The organism is Rhodococcus sp. UNC23MFCrub1.1 (assembly GCF_000686025.1).
Classification (GTDB): domain Bacteria; phylum Actinomycetota; class Actinomycetes; order Mycobacteriales; family Mycobacteriaceae; genus Rhodococcoides.
Genome location: NZ_JMLQ01000004.1, coordinates 36294 through 51115, shown reverse-complemented (window position 1 = coordinate 51115; position 14822 = coordinate 36294). Strand labels below are relative to the sequence as shown.

The window sequence follows — 14822 nt, the reverse complement described above, 5'->3', positions numbered from 1 at the left end:
AGCACAACCATGTCCACACCCGAGAAGACCGAGCCCACCGCGGCTTCCCCAGCGCCGCCCACGTCAGCGTGGCGACCACTGATCCTGCGCCTGCACTTCTACGCCGGCATCTTCATCGCACCGTTCATCCTCGTCGCCGCGGTGACCGGCGGCCTCTACGCGATCGCACCCACACTCGAGAGCGTCGTGTACCGCGACCTGCTCCACACCGACAGCACCGGACCTGCACTACCGGTGTCCGACCAGATCGTCGCAGCACAGCAGGAGCGACCCGATCTCACCGTCGCTGCCGTTCGACCTGCCACCGAGCCGGGCAACACCACCCGCGTCATGTTCACCGATCCGAGCCTCGGCGAGTCCGAGCGCGCGGCCGTGTTCATCGATCCCGCCACCGCCGCCCCCGTCGGGCGCTCGACGGTCTACGGCTCATCCGGCTCGCTTCCGCTGCGCACCTGGCTCAGCGAGCTGCACCGCACCCTGCACCTCGGCGACACCGGCCGCCTTTACAGCGAACTCGCCGCGTCCTGGCTCGGCGTCGTCGCGCTGGGCGGGGTATTCCTCTGGGTGGAGCGCTACCGACGCCAGCGCAGTCGGAACTCCGACAATGCACGCCTGTTCACCGTCGACCGCACCGCCCGCGGTCGACGGCGCACGCTCGGCCTGCACGGGGCGAGCGGAGCGTGGATCGTCGTCGGGCTGGTATTCCTGTCCGCGACCGGATTGACGTGGTCGAACCACGCCGGATCCAACATCGACGACCTACGATCCGCGTTGAGCTGGACAACCCCCGCCGTCGACACCGATCTCACCGGTCACGCCGGCCATTCCGACGACCAGCACGCAGGCCACACCGGACACGGCACGTCCGATGCCGCGACGACAGCCGAGCCGGTGGATGTCCGGCAGATCGACGGTGTCCTCGCCGTCGCTCGTGCGAACGACGTCACCGGCGCCGTCGAAGCATCGATCCCCGCCTCGAGCGACACCGCATTCAGGGTGGTGCAACTGCGTGATCAGTGGGTGTTCTCCACCGACTCGATCGCCGTCGACGGGGCATCCGAGAGAGTCGTCGACGTGCAGCGCTTCTCCGACTGGCCCCTCGCCGCCAAACTCACCACCTGGGGCATCAGCCTGCACATGGGGGTGCTGTTCGGGCTCGTCAGCCAACTCGCCCTGCTGGCGTTGGCGGCCGTCCTGGTGACCATGATCGTCGCCGGGTATCGAATGTGGTTCCAGCGCAGACCTGTTCGTAGTGGCGCATCCCCGGTGGGCCGGCCGCCGCAGCGGGGAGCCCTCTGGCGCATCCCGCCCGTCGCTGCGGTCGGACTCGTCGTCGCCACCGTGGCCGTGGGGTGGTTCGTGCCGCTCCTGGGTCTGTCCCTGCTCGCCTTCCTCGCCGTCGACCTCGTCGCCGGCTTCCGCTCGCGTAGTGCACGCGTGTGAGAAGCGCGATGGAGTTTCGACGCAACCTCGATCTCCGTCACCTTCGAGGAGGCAGGTGATGTGACCGTCGACGCACCATTCGACATCAGCGAACCCGGCCGACTCGGCGATACCGAGCGCCCGCTACCTCCCACGGTGGCAGCGTCGGCCCGGGTCACGACGTGCTGCCGCTCGAACCGGACGGTCGCGGACGAGTGCGGAGCGGGGTCGATGTCGGTAGCGTGATCACCACGATCAGTCCCCCGTCCGGGTTCGGTTCGAGCGAAAGACTCCCCCTGTTCTCGCGGGCGAGCTGATCGACGATGGACAATCCGAGGCCGGATCCACCCGGGCGTCGGGTCCAGAAACGGTCGAGCGCACGGCGCCGGTCCTCCGCCGAGAGTCCCGGCCCTCTATCGGTGATCGTCAGGCGCAAGGACTCACCCCCGACCGCGGCGTCGACGACGATGTCGGTGCCCGGTGGGGCGACGTCGACCGCGTTGGCCAGAACATTGTCCAGGAATTGTTCGAGGTGACCGTCGCCGAGGACCGCCCGAGTACCGGCGGGAACGCACGAGACCAGTTCCACGCCATGCGCACTCGCCGCAGCGGACCAGGTGGCGAGGCGCTCGTCGACGACGGCCTGAACGTCGACCGTTGTCGGACGGTCGATCGGCTTCTGGGCGCGCGCAAGGGTCAACAGGTCATGCACCAGTCGCGTCATCCTCACGGTGTCCGCGATCGACCGGTCCACGGCCGCCCGTGCGTCGGGGTCGCTCACCTCGTCCTGGAGGTTGTCGAGACTCAATCGCAGAGCGGTCAACGGTGTGCGGAGTTGGTGCGACGCGTCGGCCACGAACTGCCTCTTCGCGTCGATCAGGTCGCTGATGCGCCGAGCGGCATCGTTCATGGATTCGGCGACCCGACGTGTCTCTTCCGGCCCTGCGTCCAACGGATCCGTGCGGGCGGCGAAGTCCCCGCGTGACAGGGACCGAGCCATACCGTCGAGAAGCCGCAACGGACGCGTCATCGACCGGGCGAGCCACCACGCCGCGGCCGCCGCGATACCCAGCGTCGCCAACGCCACGATCAGCTGGAACCCGAACAGCTCCTTGATCTGCGCGGTGACGGGAGCGGACGGATACGTCAGACGCACCGCTCCGACCGTCGTACCGTTCGGATCGTTCGACGGCACGGTGACCTGCAGACCGGGCTCACCGAGCACGGAATCGTCCGTACGCGTCACGGTTTCCCGCCCCTGCAGCGCCGCGCCGATGTCGACTCCGAGAGGGTTCGACACCGGACGTCCCAGTGCGGGACGCCCGTCCGCGGAGAGCAACTCCACCCGGCCACCCGTCTGCTCCTCGAGGTTGCTGCGCAGGGTGAGCAGCGCCAGGTCCGCTCCCGCCGCCGAGTCGGGGTCGGCAGCATCGGCGGTCGCGAGCAGGACCGCGACGGTACGCGCTTCACGCAGTCCCACCTCCGCCTGGTTGCCGCGCAGGGCGTTCACCAGTCCGATGCCCTCGGGAACGGTGAACAGCGCCAACGCGAGTGCCACCAGTGCGAGATACGACGCGACGAGACGGCGGACCATCAGACCTCCAGGCGGAAACCGACGCCGCGCACGGTCGTCAGAGCGAGCGCGTCGCCGAACTTCTGCCGGAGCGCAGCGACGTGGACGTCCAGCGTTCTCGTGGGGCCGAACCAGTGCTCGTCCCACACCGCCTCCATCAGCTGTTCGCGGGTGAACACCGCGCCCGGCGACTCGGCGAGGTGAGCGAGGAGGTCGAACTCCTTCGGCGCCAGCAGAACCTCGACGCCGTCCACACTCACTCGGCGGGCAGCACGGTCGAGCAGGATCAGCCCGAGCGACTGGGGCGCCGCCACCGACGTCGCGGAGTCGGACCCGGTGCGCCGCATCACCGCTCGAATACGGGCGATGATCTCGCGCACCCCGAACGGCTTGCTGACGTAGTCGTCCGCACCCACCTCGAGACCGGCCACGGTGTCGATCTCGTCGTCTCGTGCGGTGATGACCACGATGGGTACCGCCGAGTTCCGCCGCATTTCACGACACACGTCCAAGCCGTCCATGTCGGGTAGCCCGAGGTCGAGCAGAACCACGTCGGGCAGCGGAGCCGCGAGTGCGTCCGCCCCCGTCGTCACCTGCTGCACCTCGTAGCCGTATCGCCGCAGACCCGCGGTCAGAGGGTCGGAGATCGACGGGTCGTCTTCGACCAGGAGTACACGCACGGGTCATGGTCCCATCCCGGCGGTGTGCGCCGTGTCAGGTGGTTCAGGCCGGCAGCTTCGAGGAGTGGTGGTCGACGATCACGACGTCCCCGTCATCCTCGAGCTCGAAGACGAAGGTGAAGCGCGCCGGCACCTTGTCCCCGGACTCGCCGATGGTGAACGTGTAGAGGCCCGACAGCGACCCCGACGTGGGACTGAGCAGCTGCGGCACGGACTCGTCGATCTCGCCGGTCGGCTTCTTGGTGACGAAGTCGGTGAAATAGGCCAGTCGCTCGTCGGAGCTGTTGTACACCCCTGCCCACAACGTCGGAAGAAGTACCGCGTCCTCTCGGTAGAGAGCGTTGATCGCCTGGGGGTCGCCCTGCGCGACGGTATCGAGCCAGGTATCGAACTGGTCCTCGATGCGGTCGAGGGTGAGTTCGCCGACCGCGTCGGCGGAGGCGTTGGTGCCTGCGGCGGTGTCGGTGTCGGCTGCGGCGGGCGTGGATGCCTGCCCGGTGCCGCATGCCGCCAGAACGATGGCGGCTGAGGCGACGGCAGCGACGGAGGTGGCGCGGACGACGGTCTTGGTGCGCATGGTCTTACCTCTCGATCTGTTGTCACCGAACCACTTTCGGTGACAGATCAAGCATCGCAATGCGATTGCCAGCGCAGCGTCAGGGAAGTGTCAGCGGACGGACAACTTTCCACCCGGAGTGGTGTGGGCTGTGCACTCGATCCGATGCTGTGTGACCGCCCCCACCTCACACGTGTTGCGCCGGGTGGTCGCGACCGTCCATGCTCTCCCCCGGCGCCCGACCGGATCCATCACCGGGTGAACTCACCACCGTCAGTACCATCTCGAGTACCTCGACTGCCGAGACCACCTCACCGCCGCCGGTGCCTGACGGGGTCGAGGTCGGGCCGCCGCGTCAGATCACCGAGCGGCCGCGGCGAGGGTCGACTCGGCCATGTCGTAGTGGTCGGCGATCAGTTCGACGGTGCGGGACATGGCGCTGCGCGAATGTCCCTGAACGGCGAGCATGACCTCGTCGACACCGGTTCTACTCTGTAGCTGTTCGAGGGTGTCGACGACGGTGTCGACGGTGCCGTGCACGTACTGCTGCCGGTAGTGGTCGAGAACGTTCCGCTCCTGAGCGGTCGCAGGGTAGGCCTCGGCTTCGGCCGGTGGGATCAGTGCGAACGGTTTGCGTTGGAGCATGCGGAGCATGGCCATGGCAGCGGATGTGGTCTGGCGGCTCGCTTCTTCCGCATCGTCGTGGGCGACGACTCCGACGCTGACGAGGCTGTACGGCTCGTCCAGGACGTCGGACGGTCGGAAAGTGCTCCTGTACAACGACATGGCACCGTCGACGTCTGCGTCCCCGAACTGCAACGCGAACGCGTACGGACGGCCCAGTCGGCCCGCCAACTGGGCGGAGTACGGGGAGGAGCCGAGGATCCACACCTGTGGCGCTGTGGCCGGTCGAGGAACCCTGTTCTGATCCGCCTGCCACGGGCCCGGGACGGCGTGCACGTTCGCATAACGATGGCCGCGGGGGAAGTCGTCGCCCAGAAATCCGATCACTTCGGCAACCCGAGAGGGGAAGTCGTCGCCGTTCGTGGTCCGCCGCAGCGCTTCCGCCGTCGCCGGATCGGTACCCGGTGCGCGCCCGAGTCCCAGATCGACTCGTCCCGGCGCGAGGGTGTCCAGCATCCCGAACTGTTCGGCGATCACCAGTGGTGAGTGGTTGGGCAGCATGACCCCGCCTGCCCCCAGGCGGATGCGTTCGGTTTCGCCGGTCAGTCTGGACAGCATCATTTGCGGCGAGGAGGCGGTCGCGCCGGGCATGGCGTGGTGCTCGGACATCCAGAACCGCTGATACCCGCTCCGTTCCGACGTCTTCGCCAGCTCGATGATCTCTGCGTAGGCCTGCTGAGCCGTCTGGCCGACCCCGGTGAGGGCGTTGTCGAGGACCGAGAGGGTGAACGGCGCGGTGCCGGAGTGTGGTGCGACGGTCATGGTCATACCGCGTGTTCAGCAGCACCCGGTCACTCAGCTCGTCGAGTACGCGATGGCTCATATCGCAGAGGACGCAGCCGAACTCGTCACCGGCCCTCTTGCAGGATCGATCGCCCGGTGCGAGGCACTGCCGTGCGACCGCCTGATGATCCGCACCCACGCCCGTCGGCGGTGGTGCTCCGTTCGGTGCGGGGACCGAGTGAGAGCGGCCCGGTCTTATTCACGAGGTAGGCAGTCGGAGGATGCGGCAGCCGAAAGAATTTGAGAGCCCGTTAGTTTCGACGAATGTGTCACCGGTCCCGACCGCGGGGGCCGTTGTTCGCTACTCCGGCTCGTAGGTGCTCGTGGAGATAGCGGCCTGTGATGCTGGAGGGGTCGGCGGCGACGTCGTCGGGTGTGCCGGTGGCGACGATGCGTCCGCCGGCGTCACCGCCGCCGGGGCCCATGTCGATGATGTGGTCGGCGTTGGCGATCATGTCGAGGTCGTGTTCGATGACGACGATGGTGGCGCCGTTGTCGTTGAGGCGGTCGATGACGGTGAGCAGTGTGCGGACGTCGAGTGGGTGCAGTCCGACGCTGGGTTCGTCGAAAACGAAGAGGGTGTCGGCTTGGTCGCGACGTAGTTCGGTTGCCAGTTTGAGGCGCTGCGCCTCGCCGCCGGAGAGAGCGGGTGTGGCTTCGCCGAGGGTGAGGTAGCCCAATCCGAGGTCGACGAGGGTCTGCAGGCGGGTGTGGACGCGCCGGAGGTCGGTGGTGAGCTCGAGCGCCTCGGTCACCGTGCAGGAGAGCAGGTCCGGGAGGGAGATGTCCGGTGGACCGGAGGCATTCTGGACAGGTCGGCGGATCTCGTGGGCGGCCGGGGAGTAACGCGTGCCGGAGCAGTCGGGGCAGTCGATGTCGACGTCCGGCAGGAACTGCACATCGAGTGAGATCTGGCCGGTTCCCTCGCACCGGGGGCAGCGCAGGGACCCTGTGTTGTACGAGAAGTCGGCGGCCGTGAGACCGCGCTCTGCGGCTGCCGGTGTCGATGCAAAGGCGCGGCGCAGGTCGTCGAGGATCCCGCTGTACGTGGCGACGGTGGAGCGCACGTTGATTCCGATGGGGGTGGCGTCGACCACGTTGACGCGCGTGATGCCCGGTGCGTCGAATGCTGTGACGTGTGCGGGTGGACGTCCGCCGGCGCCGCGAGCGATCAGTGCGGGCACCAGGCTGTCGAGAACCATCGTCGTCTTGCCGGACCCGGAGACGCCGGTCACCGCGGTGATACGCCCCGACGGGATGTCGACTGCGAGAGCGTGAACGGTGTGCAGGGGACGGGTGGTCAGGTGAATCCGTCCGCGGGCGAACATCTGATCGGACGGTGCGCGATCGCGCACGACGATGCCTTCGCGACCGACGAGGAAGCCGCCGAGCAGGGAGGCCGGATCGTCCCCCAGGTCGGCGGGAGTGCCGGTCGCCACCACGTGTCCGCCGTCTCTGCCCGCGCCGGGCCCCATCTCGACGATCCAGTCGGCGTCGCGTAGGACCTGGACGTCGTGGTCGACACACACCACGGAGTTCCCGTCCCGCAGGAGGTCTCGCATGATGTCGAGGAGGGCGTCGACGTTGGACGGGTGGAGTCCGATGGACGGTTCGTCCAACACGTAGAGCACTCCGGTGGTTCTGTTTCGCACCGCGCGCGCGAGTTGGACGCGTTGCCGTTCGCCCGTGGAGAGGGTGGCACTGCCGCGGTCGAGTGTCAGATAGCCCAGGCCGAGCCCGACGAGCCGCAGGGCCATCTCGAGGAGTGTGTCGACGAGGTTGCGCGCCATCTGCGTCATGTCCGCGGGCAGGGACGTCTCGATGGTGGTGACCCAGCCGGTGAGGTCGTCGAGAGTCTTGGCGGTGGCCTGGCCGAGATCGATGCCGCCGATGTGCGATCGGAGGGCCGAGTCGCTGAGACGGACGCCGTGGCAACTGGGGCAGGTGTGGGTGCTGATGTAACGGTCGACCCGGCTCAGCCCCTTCTCGCTCGTCGCCTTGTTCAGCGCTTCCTCCACCGCGCGTACGGCGTTGCGGTAGGTGAAGTCCATCTCGAACAGCTTGCCGTTCTGGGTGGGGACGGTGATGTGCCGCTTCTCCGCCGGGCCGTGCATGACGACGTCGCGTTCCTCGGCGCGCAGTTCTTCATATGGCACATCGGTGCGTACACCCATCTCGGCGACGACGCGAGGCATCACCGTGAGACCGAACATCGACCAGGGAGCCACCGCACCGGCGTCGATGCTCAGGCTCGGATCGGGCACCAACAAACTCTGGTCCACCTCGCGCACAACGCCGTTGCCCGAACACCGAGGGCAGGCGCCGTCGGAGTTGAAGGCGAGCGACTCGGCGCCCGGAGGGCGGAAGGTGGTTCCGCAGACCGGGCACGTCAGGTCGTGGTCGAGGGCGACCTCGACCGTGGGGTCGAGTCGGTGACCGTTCGGACAACAATGGGAACCCAAACGCGAGAACATCAATCGCAGGACATTGAGTAGCTCGGTCGACGTGCCGAAGGTGCTGCGCACGCCGGGCACGCCGGGTCTCTGGCGCAGGGCCAGTGCGGCCGGCACGTGCTCGACACTGTCGACGTCGGCGCGAGCGGACTGCGACATGCGGCGGCGGGTGTAGGTCGAGAGTGCCTCGATGTAGCGGCGCGAGCCCTCCGCGTACAGAACCCCCATTGCCAACGACGACTTTCCCGACCCCGACACCCCCGCGACCGCGACAAGCGTGTGCAGGGGTATCGACGCATCGATGTCGGCGAGATTGTGAACCTTCGCGCCGCGCACCTCGATCGCTGCCGGCTGCTCGTGCGCCGCGGCGGGCTGCCGCCGAGCGAGCACTCCGCCGCTCTCGCGCACGGTGGTGGTGGGGGTCTCGTCGTGCGTCATCGGTTCTCCTCGATCGGGTGATGCAGTGCGGTGGCGCGCCCGGACGGCTCCATGAAGAACGAATCGCGATTGGGCCTCCGACGTGATTCAAGAATATACGTACTTGGAAGTTGCTTCCATGGAATACATATGCCACGGTTGTTTCACGGCCCCGACACGAGGGCTGTCCCGACACACGAACGAAGGACACCCACTCATGAGCACCACCACCGACCTCGCCCGTACCTACTTCACCGCCGTCCAGACCGGCGACATGACCACGCTCGGCGAGTTGCTGGCCGAGAACATCGTCTGGCACCAGCCGGGCTCGCACCGATTCTCCGGCGACCACACCGGCCGTGATGCCGTCTTCGCGCTCCTCGGGGCGATGATGGAGACCAGCGCCGGCACGTTCGCCATCGACGCCGTCAACTCGTACATGGACAACGGCGACCTGGTTGCCGCGTCGATCCACTTCTCCGGCCGCCGCGGTGAGCAGAGCATGGCCATGGACGGGGTGGACCTCCTGCGCGTGGCCGACGGCAAGATCGTCGAGATGTGGTTGTTCTCCGCCGACGCCGCCGCCGAGGACGCATTCTGGGGTCGCTGACCACCTCACCGGGGCACAACACCCAGCCCCCTTCGTGCGACGACAGGATCACCACCATGCCCATCATGACCGAGGACCAGTGGCGCGCGTTCGTCTCGGCTGGAACGCGCACCGGGAAACTGGCCACCGTCCGAGCAGACGGCAGACCCATGCCGCACCGCTGTGGTTCCTCCTCGACGATAAGGATCTGGTTTTCCAGACCGAGACGACCTCGGTGAAGGGCCGCAACCTCGCCCGCGACCCACGGTTCGCGCTCGTCGTCGACGACGACCGACCGCCGTATTCGTTCGTCATGTTCCAGGGCACCGCCTGCATCGACCACGACCCGACCGAAGCTCGACGCTGGGCCGGCAGGCTGGGCGCCCGGTACATGGGCGACGATCGCGTCGACGAGTACTCCGAGCGCAACGGCGGACCCGGCATCGTCACCGTGCACGGACGCATCGACAAGGTCAGCGCCTTCGACGGTGTAGCCGCCGACTGACCTGATCCACCTCGGGTGCGCTCGCACATCGCGAGCGCACCCGCCCACAATCAACACGGAACGGCCATGACGAACGACAACACCGCCCTTTTCGACAACCTCGTCCGGTACGAGATCGACCTGTGGATCGCGATCGACAAGGCACTGCAGGGCGAGTGCGACCTGCACCTGACCTGGTTCGAGATCCTGCGCTTGCTCGATGCCCATGACGGTGGTGTCCGGGTGCAGGACATCGCCGCCGAGTTCGCCATCACTGTCGGGGGAACCAGCAAGGTCGTCGACCGCATCGAAGCGGCGGGCTACTGCGCCCGCCGAGCGAACCCGGACGACCGCCGGTCCTCACTCGTCGCACTGACACCGGCCGGCCGCGAGATTCTCGCGGCAGGAACTGTCGTGTTCGACCGCGAACTCGACCGGCGCATCGGCGCGGTTCTCGACGACGACACCATTCGCGCAGTGGGCTCCGCTCTCGAGATGCTGCGGGCTGCAGGCAGATCGGCCGACAGTAGCCGGTGACCGCACGTCGATCTGTCACGTCCTCCGGATGCTCGGACCCGATCACAGCAAATTCGTGCGGCGAACGTAGATCGCGAGCTGGCCACAGTCCTGCAGGTCGAGTTCGCCGAGCGGCTCGAACACGTGGGTCCTGACTCTGGGCCGGGTCGATCGTGGGTGCGGTGCCGGGCGAGGAGGCGACGGGTCGCCGGAGCGGGAACGACCTGGGATCCGGTGTGCACCGCTCGCGACAAGGAGAAACTCGGTCTCCGCGTCCTCGAGGACGAGCCAGTCGGCGCGGCTCGATGCCGGACCAGGCTGCTTCCTCGATGTCGAAGTCGTCAGCACCAGCGCCGCGGGTCCGTCCGCCTCGAGGTTGCGGCGCAGGTCGGAGGTCGCGGCGACGCGGTCGACCCACGGCATCGCACGTCCATCACCACCACGTCAGGGGTGTGCTCACGGGCCATGGCCGTCACGGCGTCGCCCTGCAACTGAGCAGAGCAATGCCCGACGACCGGTGACCGCGCGCGGCAGCGACCAGTTTCGGGCGCGCCAGACCAGTTAACCCACCATCACGTCACCGCGCTCGGAACTTCGCGCCCGGGTGCGGCACACGAGTGGGGAGCTCGGTGGTGAACGCCAAAGGGTAATGGTCGCTGGCGGCACGACTACCGGCCGCCCCATGTCAGATGGCGGGCGACAGCCCTCAGCGCGGCCCGTGGTGGACGTCCGTTGCTACATGACTCTTGATTACCGTCCATTGGACCCAGTACAGACCAGATGGCGACGCCCTGACCAGCGGTAATGCACCGTCAGTCTCTGCCCGGAGAGCCCGAACACGCGAGTTTCGAGTTGAAAGTCATGAATAAGTAGTGAGTGACACCGAAACCAGAAGAACCCCTGATCAGCATAACCGCTGATCAGGGGCCCTTTGTGGTGCGCCCACAGGGACTCGAACCCCGGACCCAGTGATTAAGAGTCACTTGCTCTACCAACTGAGCTATAGGCGCATGGTCGGAGCGGCTCGCGCTCCTCGGTGCGTGAAAGACATTAACACCTGGCGCGCATGGAGTGAAATCGAGTCACTGACCTGCGCAGATGCTCAGCTGACGATCTTGCGGATCACCAGGATGGCGACGACGGCGCCGACGCCGATGAGCGAGAACTTCACGGCGGGCTCGTTGAGGGTGCCCACGACGCTGCGCTTGGTGTTCTCGACCAGCCGCTTCGGGTTGGCGCGCACGCTGAGCTCGTCAAGGGTCGACGCGAGCTGGTCGCGTGCGGCCTCGATGTCGCGCTCGATGTTGTCGGTGTTGCGTGCCACGAAAGCCCTCCCGGCTGGACGAAGATGCAGAACTTCTGCGGTCGCCTCAGAGCCTAGAGCACGACGCCCGGCGCGCCTGCCCGGCTCGGACGAGTCGGCTAAGTTTGGCATCGTGACCACGACCTCGAGACTGTCCGCAGGCGACGCTGCTCCCGCCCTGTCCCTTCCCGACGCCGACGGCAACACCGTGTCGCTGTCGGACTACGCCGGCCGACGCGTGGTCGTCTACTTCTACCCCGCCGCGGCGACGCCGGGGTGCACGAAGCAGGCGTGCGACTTCCGCGACAGCCTGGCGCAGCTCAACGATGCGGGCCTCGAGGTGATCGGGGTGTCGCCGGACAAGCCCGCCAAGCTGGCGAAGTTCCGCGACGACGAGAGCCTCACGTTCCCGCTGCTCTCCGATCCGGAGAAGTCGACCCTGCAGGCGTGGGGCGCGTTCGGCGAGAAGTCGATGTACGGCAAGACCGTCACGGGCGTCATCCGCTCGACGTTCGTCATCGACGCCGACGGCAAGGTCGAGGTGGCTCAGTACAACGTGAAGGCCACCGGCCACGTCGCCAAGCTCATCCGCGATCTGAAGCTCTGAGCCGCCACTGCTCGGGCAGGCGGCTCAGGAACGCTGCTTCGGCCACCGCGATGGTCTCGATCTCGCTGGGGTCGACGCTCTCGTTCGGTGCGTGAATGGTCGACAGCGGCTCCTCGACGCCCATGAGGACGATCTCCGCGTCCGGAACCGCGCGCTGCAGCGCGGTGCACAGCGGAATGGAACCGCCCTGCCCGGCGAATTGCACGGGCTCGCCGTAGGCGTCGCTCAACGCGGTCATCAGCGTGCCGTACGCGGGGCCGTCCGTACGGGCGGCGAAGGGTGATCCGACGGCATCCGGCGTGACCGTCACCCGCGCGGACCACGGCGCCGCATTCGTCAGGTGAGTGACGAGCAGATCACGCGTCTTCTCGGCGTCCATGCCGGGCGGTACGCGCAGTCCGATGCGCGCGGACGCGCGAGGCACCACGGCGGCGGCGCTTCCCACCACGGGTGGGCAGTCGATGCCCATGACGGTGACGGATGGCCGGGCCCAGAGATGGTCCGCGATGGACCCGCTCCCGGCGAGCTCCACACCGTCCAGCACGCCCGCATCCGTCCGGAAACGCTCGACCGGACACTCGGCACCGTCCCACACGCCGGAACCGTCCACCCCGTCGATGGTGGTGTCGCCGTTGACGTCGTGCAGCGTGGCGAGCATCGCCACGAGGGCCACCAGTGCGTCGGGCGCGGGCCCGCCGTACATCCCGGAATGCACTGCGCCGCGGAGTGTCTCGACGTCGACCCGAACAATCGCCATGCCGCGCAGCGACGTCGTCAGCGTCGGCGTTCCGACGGCGATGTTGCCCGTGTCGCCGATGACGATCACATCTGCGGCGAACAGCTCGGGACGGTCGCGCACCAGGTCCTCGAGGCCACCGGTCCCGGTCTCCTCCGAGCCCTCGCACACCACCACGATGCCCACCTCCGAGTCGGAGCCGAGCGCACGGAGCGCCGCGAGGTGCATCAGCACGTTGCCCTTGCAATCGGCCGAACCGCGGCCGAACCAGCGACCGTCCCGATCGGTCAACTCGAAAGGCGCGCTGTTCCACAGCGACTCGTCGCCCGCAGGCTGGACGTCGTAGTGCGAGTACAGCAGGACTGTCGGAGCACCGTCCGCAGCGCGGCGCCGACCGATGACAGCCGCCGATCCGTCGGACGTCTCGTGCAACTCCGTGTCTTTCACGCCGGCGTCGCGGAATGCGTCCCGCACCCACTCCGCGGCGGAGCGGCACTCGGACGGCGGCGCCTGCTCGGGATCGGCGATGGAGCGAAAGGCGACGAGGTCTGCCAGTTCGGCGCGCACTCTCGGCATGCTCGCACGCACGCGGTCTCGGAGCTCGGACAACTGCGCATCGGTACCAGAGGTCATGGAAAACAGTCTGGCACCTCGACACGTCGACCTACTGCGGGAACTCCTGGTTCAGCCACTGCCCGGTCTGCTGCCAGTGCTTCGCCCACGCCTCGTCCTGCAGCTGCTGCGGGGACTTGTTCGGATCCTGCTCGGGCACCGGGACGGTGAACTGCGGAGCGGGTACCGCACTGGGAGAGGACGACTGCTGCTGTGGCGGCGTGGTGGTCCACGGCGTGGGCGCCGGCGCAGCGGCGGTCGGCGACCAGGGTGCTGCCGACGGCGCGGTCCAGTCGGAGGCCGCGGCGTCTGCTGCGGCGTCCTCTGTCGGAACCGGCGCTGCCGGAGCAGCGGGGGCCGGCGACGCGGCCGGAGCAGCGGGAACCACCGGTGCCGCGACTGCGGGAGCATCTGCCACCGGGGACGCGGAGCCACCGTTCGGGGCCTGCTGCTCCGCGGCGGTGTTCTGGGGCACGCTGTCCGATCCACCGGACATCACGGCAGCGGTACCGATGCCCGCCGCGACCAGCGCTGCTGCGGCGGCAGCGCCGGCGAACCCGACGAAACGGCGCGAGCGGCGACCGGTGGGAGCGACGGACGCGGCCGTCACCACCGGGATGGCCTCGGTCCGAGCATCGTCGATCGGATCGACGACAGCAGGCGCCACGACGGCGGGGAACACCTCGGTGTCGGTGTCGGACGACGTCGTGGGAGGAACGGCCTTGTCGACGGGCGTGACCTCGTCGGCGGACGCGACTCGGGGGCGAGCAGCCGCGGCGGCGGCACCTGCCACACCGGCACGTGCCGCTGCGGACTTCGAGATCGGCGACGCGGACGCGCCCGACTTCACGACGCCGGACTTCCCCGCACCGGTCGCGGACCGGCGTACCGGCTTGGCCGGGACGGGACGCGTCGGGCGCAGAGGTGGGCGGGCTGCCGCTGCGGCGGCGGCGACAGCGGAGGGTGTGGTCCGCTGCCAGGGCGCGACATCGTCGGCAGGAGGAGTGGCGTCGTCGTCGAGTGTCGCGCCGGCGGCGGGCGTGTCCGCGACGACCGGGGTGGGAGAGTCGAAGACGGGAACACCGAACGCGAGTTCGAGGATGGGCGGAGCCACGTCGATGTCAGCGGCAGCGCCCGAGGTCACGACGGACATGACACAGGCGTCGGCGACGTCCACCAGGTCCCACAGCATCGGCACCGTCAGCCCGATCTGCTCGGGCGAGAAGTCCTCGAGGTCGATCGACTCGGCGACGCCGAGGTCCGACCCGTCGATGGGAGACAGCAGGGACGCCGTCACCGTGGACCCGTCCAGGTGATACAGCAGAACGGCGGAGACCACGGTGGTGTCACCACGGGTCTCGGGTGCGCTGCTGTTGCGGGGGGTGTCGTTCATGATGTGCCTCCTCT

General features: G+C 68.0%; 14 protein-coding genes and 1 tRNA gene. 6 read left to right on the top strand and 9 right to left on the bottom strand.

The window, feature by feature from the left end:
* The first annotated feature begins 9 nt into the window (after window positions 1-9).
* A complete protein-coding gene (locus BR07_RS0111075; RefSeq protein WP_027505510.1) occupies window positions 10-1443 on the top strand; it encodes a PepSY-associated TM helix domain-containing protein in 1434 nt (477 codons plus the stop codon).
* Window positions 1444-1597: 154 nt separating this feature from the next.
* On the opposite strand, the gene BR07_RS0111070 is transcribed toward BR07_RS0111075, so the two are convergent.
* The 4 genes from BR07_RS0111070 to BR07_RS0111050 form a co-directional block, all read right to left on the bottom strand.
* Window positions 1598-3016, bottom strand: coding sequence for a sensor histidine kinase (locus tag BR07_RS0111070; RefSeq protein WP_027505509.1), 1419 nt, complete (start codon window positions 3014-3016; stop codon window positions 1598-1600).
* Entirely contained in the window at window positions 3016-3675 is a 660-nt protein-coding gene (locus BR07_RS0111065) for a response regulator transcription factor (protein WP_027505508.1), read from the bottom strand. Before BR07_RS0111065 ends, BR07_RS0111070 begins: the two co-directional genes overlap by 1 nt.
* Before the next feature lie 43 nt (window positions 3676-3718).
* Window positions 3719-4252, bottom strand: coding sequence for a DUF4440 domain-containing protein (locus BR07_RS27790; protein WP_081821234.1), 534 nt, complete (start codon window positions 4250-4252; stop codon window positions 3719-3721).
* Window positions 4253-4591: 339 nt separating this feature from the next.
* Complete coding sequence (locus tag BR07_RS0111050; protein ID WP_027505507.1) at window positions 4592-5677, bottom strand: LLM class flavin-dependent oxidoreductase; 1086 nt, start codon at window positions 5675-5677, stop codon at window positions 4592-4594.
* Between BR07_RS0111050 and BR07_RS27785 the strand changes: the two genes are divergently transcribed.
* Entirely contained in the window at window positions 5676-5942 is a 267-nt protein-coding gene (locus tag BR07_RS27785; RefSeq protein WP_081821233.1) for a CGNR zinc finger domain-containing protein, read from the top strand. The genes BR07_RS0111050 and BR07_RS27785 overlap by 2 nt on opposite strands.
* 25 nt (window positions 5943-5967) lie before the next feature.
* On the opposite strand, the gene BR07_RS24180 is transcribed toward BR07_RS27785, so the two are convergent.
* Complete coding sequence (locus BR07_RS24180) at window positions 5968-8589, bottom strand: excinuclease ABC subunit UvrA (RefSeq protein ID WP_197027776.1); 2622 nt, start codon at window positions 8587-8589, stop codon at window positions 5968-5970.
* A gap of 196 nt (window positions 8590-8785) precedes the next feature.
* Between BR07_RS24180 and BR07_RS0111040 the strand changes: the two genes are divergently transcribed.
* The 3 genes from BR07_RS0111040 to BR07_RS0111030 all read left to right on the top strand — a co-directional run bounded on the left by BR07_RS0111040 (window position 8786) and on the right by BR07_RS0111030 (window position 10178).
* Complete coding sequence (locus BR07_RS0111040) at window positions 8786-9178, top strand: nuclear transport factor 2 family protein (RefSeq protein ID WP_027505506.1); 393 nt, start codon at window positions 8786-8788, stop codon at window positions 9176-9178.
* Window positions 9060-9662, top strand: coding sequence for a PPOX class F420-dependent oxidoreductase (locus BR07_RS24175; protein ID WP_373425207.1), 603 nt, complete (start codon window positions 9060-9062; stop codon window positions 9660-9662). The genes BR07_RS0111040 and BR07_RS24175 overlap by 119 nt, the downstream gene beginning before the upstream one ends.
* 66 nt (window positions 9663-9728) lie before the next feature.
* Complete coding sequence (locus tag BR07_RS0111030) at window positions 9729-10178, top strand: MarR family winged helix-turn-helix transcriptional regulator (RefSeq protein ID WP_027505505.1); 450 nt, start codon at window positions 9729-9731, stop codon at window positions 10176-10178.
* A gap of 913 nt (window positions 10179-11091) precedes the next feature.
* On the opposite strand, the gene BR07_RS0111020 is transcribed toward BR07_RS0111030, so the two are convergent.
* Window positions 11092-11167, bottom strand: a tRNA-Lys gene (locus BR07_RS0111020).
* 92 nt (window positions 11168-11259) lie between these two features.
* Window positions 11260-11481 carry a DUF3618 domain-containing protein gene (locus tag BR07_RS26960; protein WP_027505503.1) on the bottom strand — a complete coding sequence of 74 codons (222 nt, stop codon included), beginning with the start codon at window positions 11479-11481 and terminating at the stop codon, window positions 11260-11262.
* Between the two features lie 112 nt (window positions 11482-11593).
* Here BR07_RS26960 and bcp point away from each other — a divergent pair, with 112 nt between their 5' ends.
* Window positions 11594-12067, top strand: coding sequence for a thioredoxin-dependent thiol peroxidase (gene bcp, locus BR07_RS26585; protein ID WP_027505502.1), 474 nt, complete (start codon window positions 11594-11596; stop codon window positions 12065-12067).
* Here bcp and BR07_RS0111005 read toward each other — a convergent pair.
* The gene (locus BR07_RS0111005) at window positions 12045-13436 is read right to left on the bottom strand and encodes a dipeptidase (protein ID WP_027505501.1); all 1392 of its coding nucleotides are present in this window, start codon (window positions 13434-13436) and stop codon (window positions 12045-12047) included. The two genes, bcp and BR07_RS0111005, sit on opposite strands and share 23 nt — an antisense overlap.
* 31 nt (window positions 13437-13467) lie before the next feature.
* Entirely contained in the window at window positions 13468-14808 is a 1341-nt protein-coding gene (locus tag BR07_RS0111000; RefSeq protein WP_027505500.1) for a hypothetical protein, read from the bottom strand.
* Window positions 14809-14822: the final 14 nt, after the last annotated feature.

Bases quoted from the DNA above. Each gene is read 5' to 3' on its own strand.
- BR07_RS0111075 (WP_027505510.1), top strand. From the start codon at position 10: ATGTCCACACCCGAGAAGACCGAGCCCACCGCGGCTTCCCCAGCGCCG.
- BR07_RS0111040 (WP_027505506.1), top strand. From the start codon at position 8,786: ATGAGCACCACCACCGACCTCGCCCGTACCTACTTCACCGCCGTCCAG.
- BR07_RS0111050 (WP_027505507.1), bottom strand. From the start codon at position 5,677: ATGACCGTCGCACCACACTCCGGCACCGCGCCGTTCACCCTCTCGGTC.
- BR07_RS0111000 (WP_027505500.1), bottom strand. From the start codon at position 14,808: ATGAACGACACCCCCCGCAACAGCAGCGCACCCGAGACCCGTGGTGAC.
- BR07_RS0111005 (WP_027505501.1), bottom strand. From the start codon at position 13,436: ATGACCTCTGGTACCGATGCGCAGTTGTCCGAGCTCCGAGACCGCGTG.
- BR07_RS0111030 (WP_027505505.1), top strand. From the start codon at position 9,729: ATGACGAACGACAACACCGCCCTTTTCGACAACCTCGTCCGGTACGAG.
- BR07_RS24180 (WP_197027776.1), bottom strand. From the start codon at position 8,589: ATGACGCACGACGAGACCCCCACCACCACCGTGCGCGAGAGCGGCGGA.
- BR07_RS27785 (WP_081821233.1), top strand. From the start codon at position 5,676: ATGGTCATACCGCGTGTTCAGCAGCACCCGGTCACTCAGCTCGTCGAG.
- BR07_RS0111070 (WP_027505509.1), bottom strand. From the start codon at position 3,016: ATGGTCCGCCGTCTCGTCGCGTCGTATCTCGCACTGGTGGCACTCGCG.
- BR07_RS27790 (WP_081821234.1), bottom strand. From the start codon at position 4,252: ATGCGCACCAAGACCGTCGTCCGCGCCACCTCCGTCGCTGCCGTCGCC.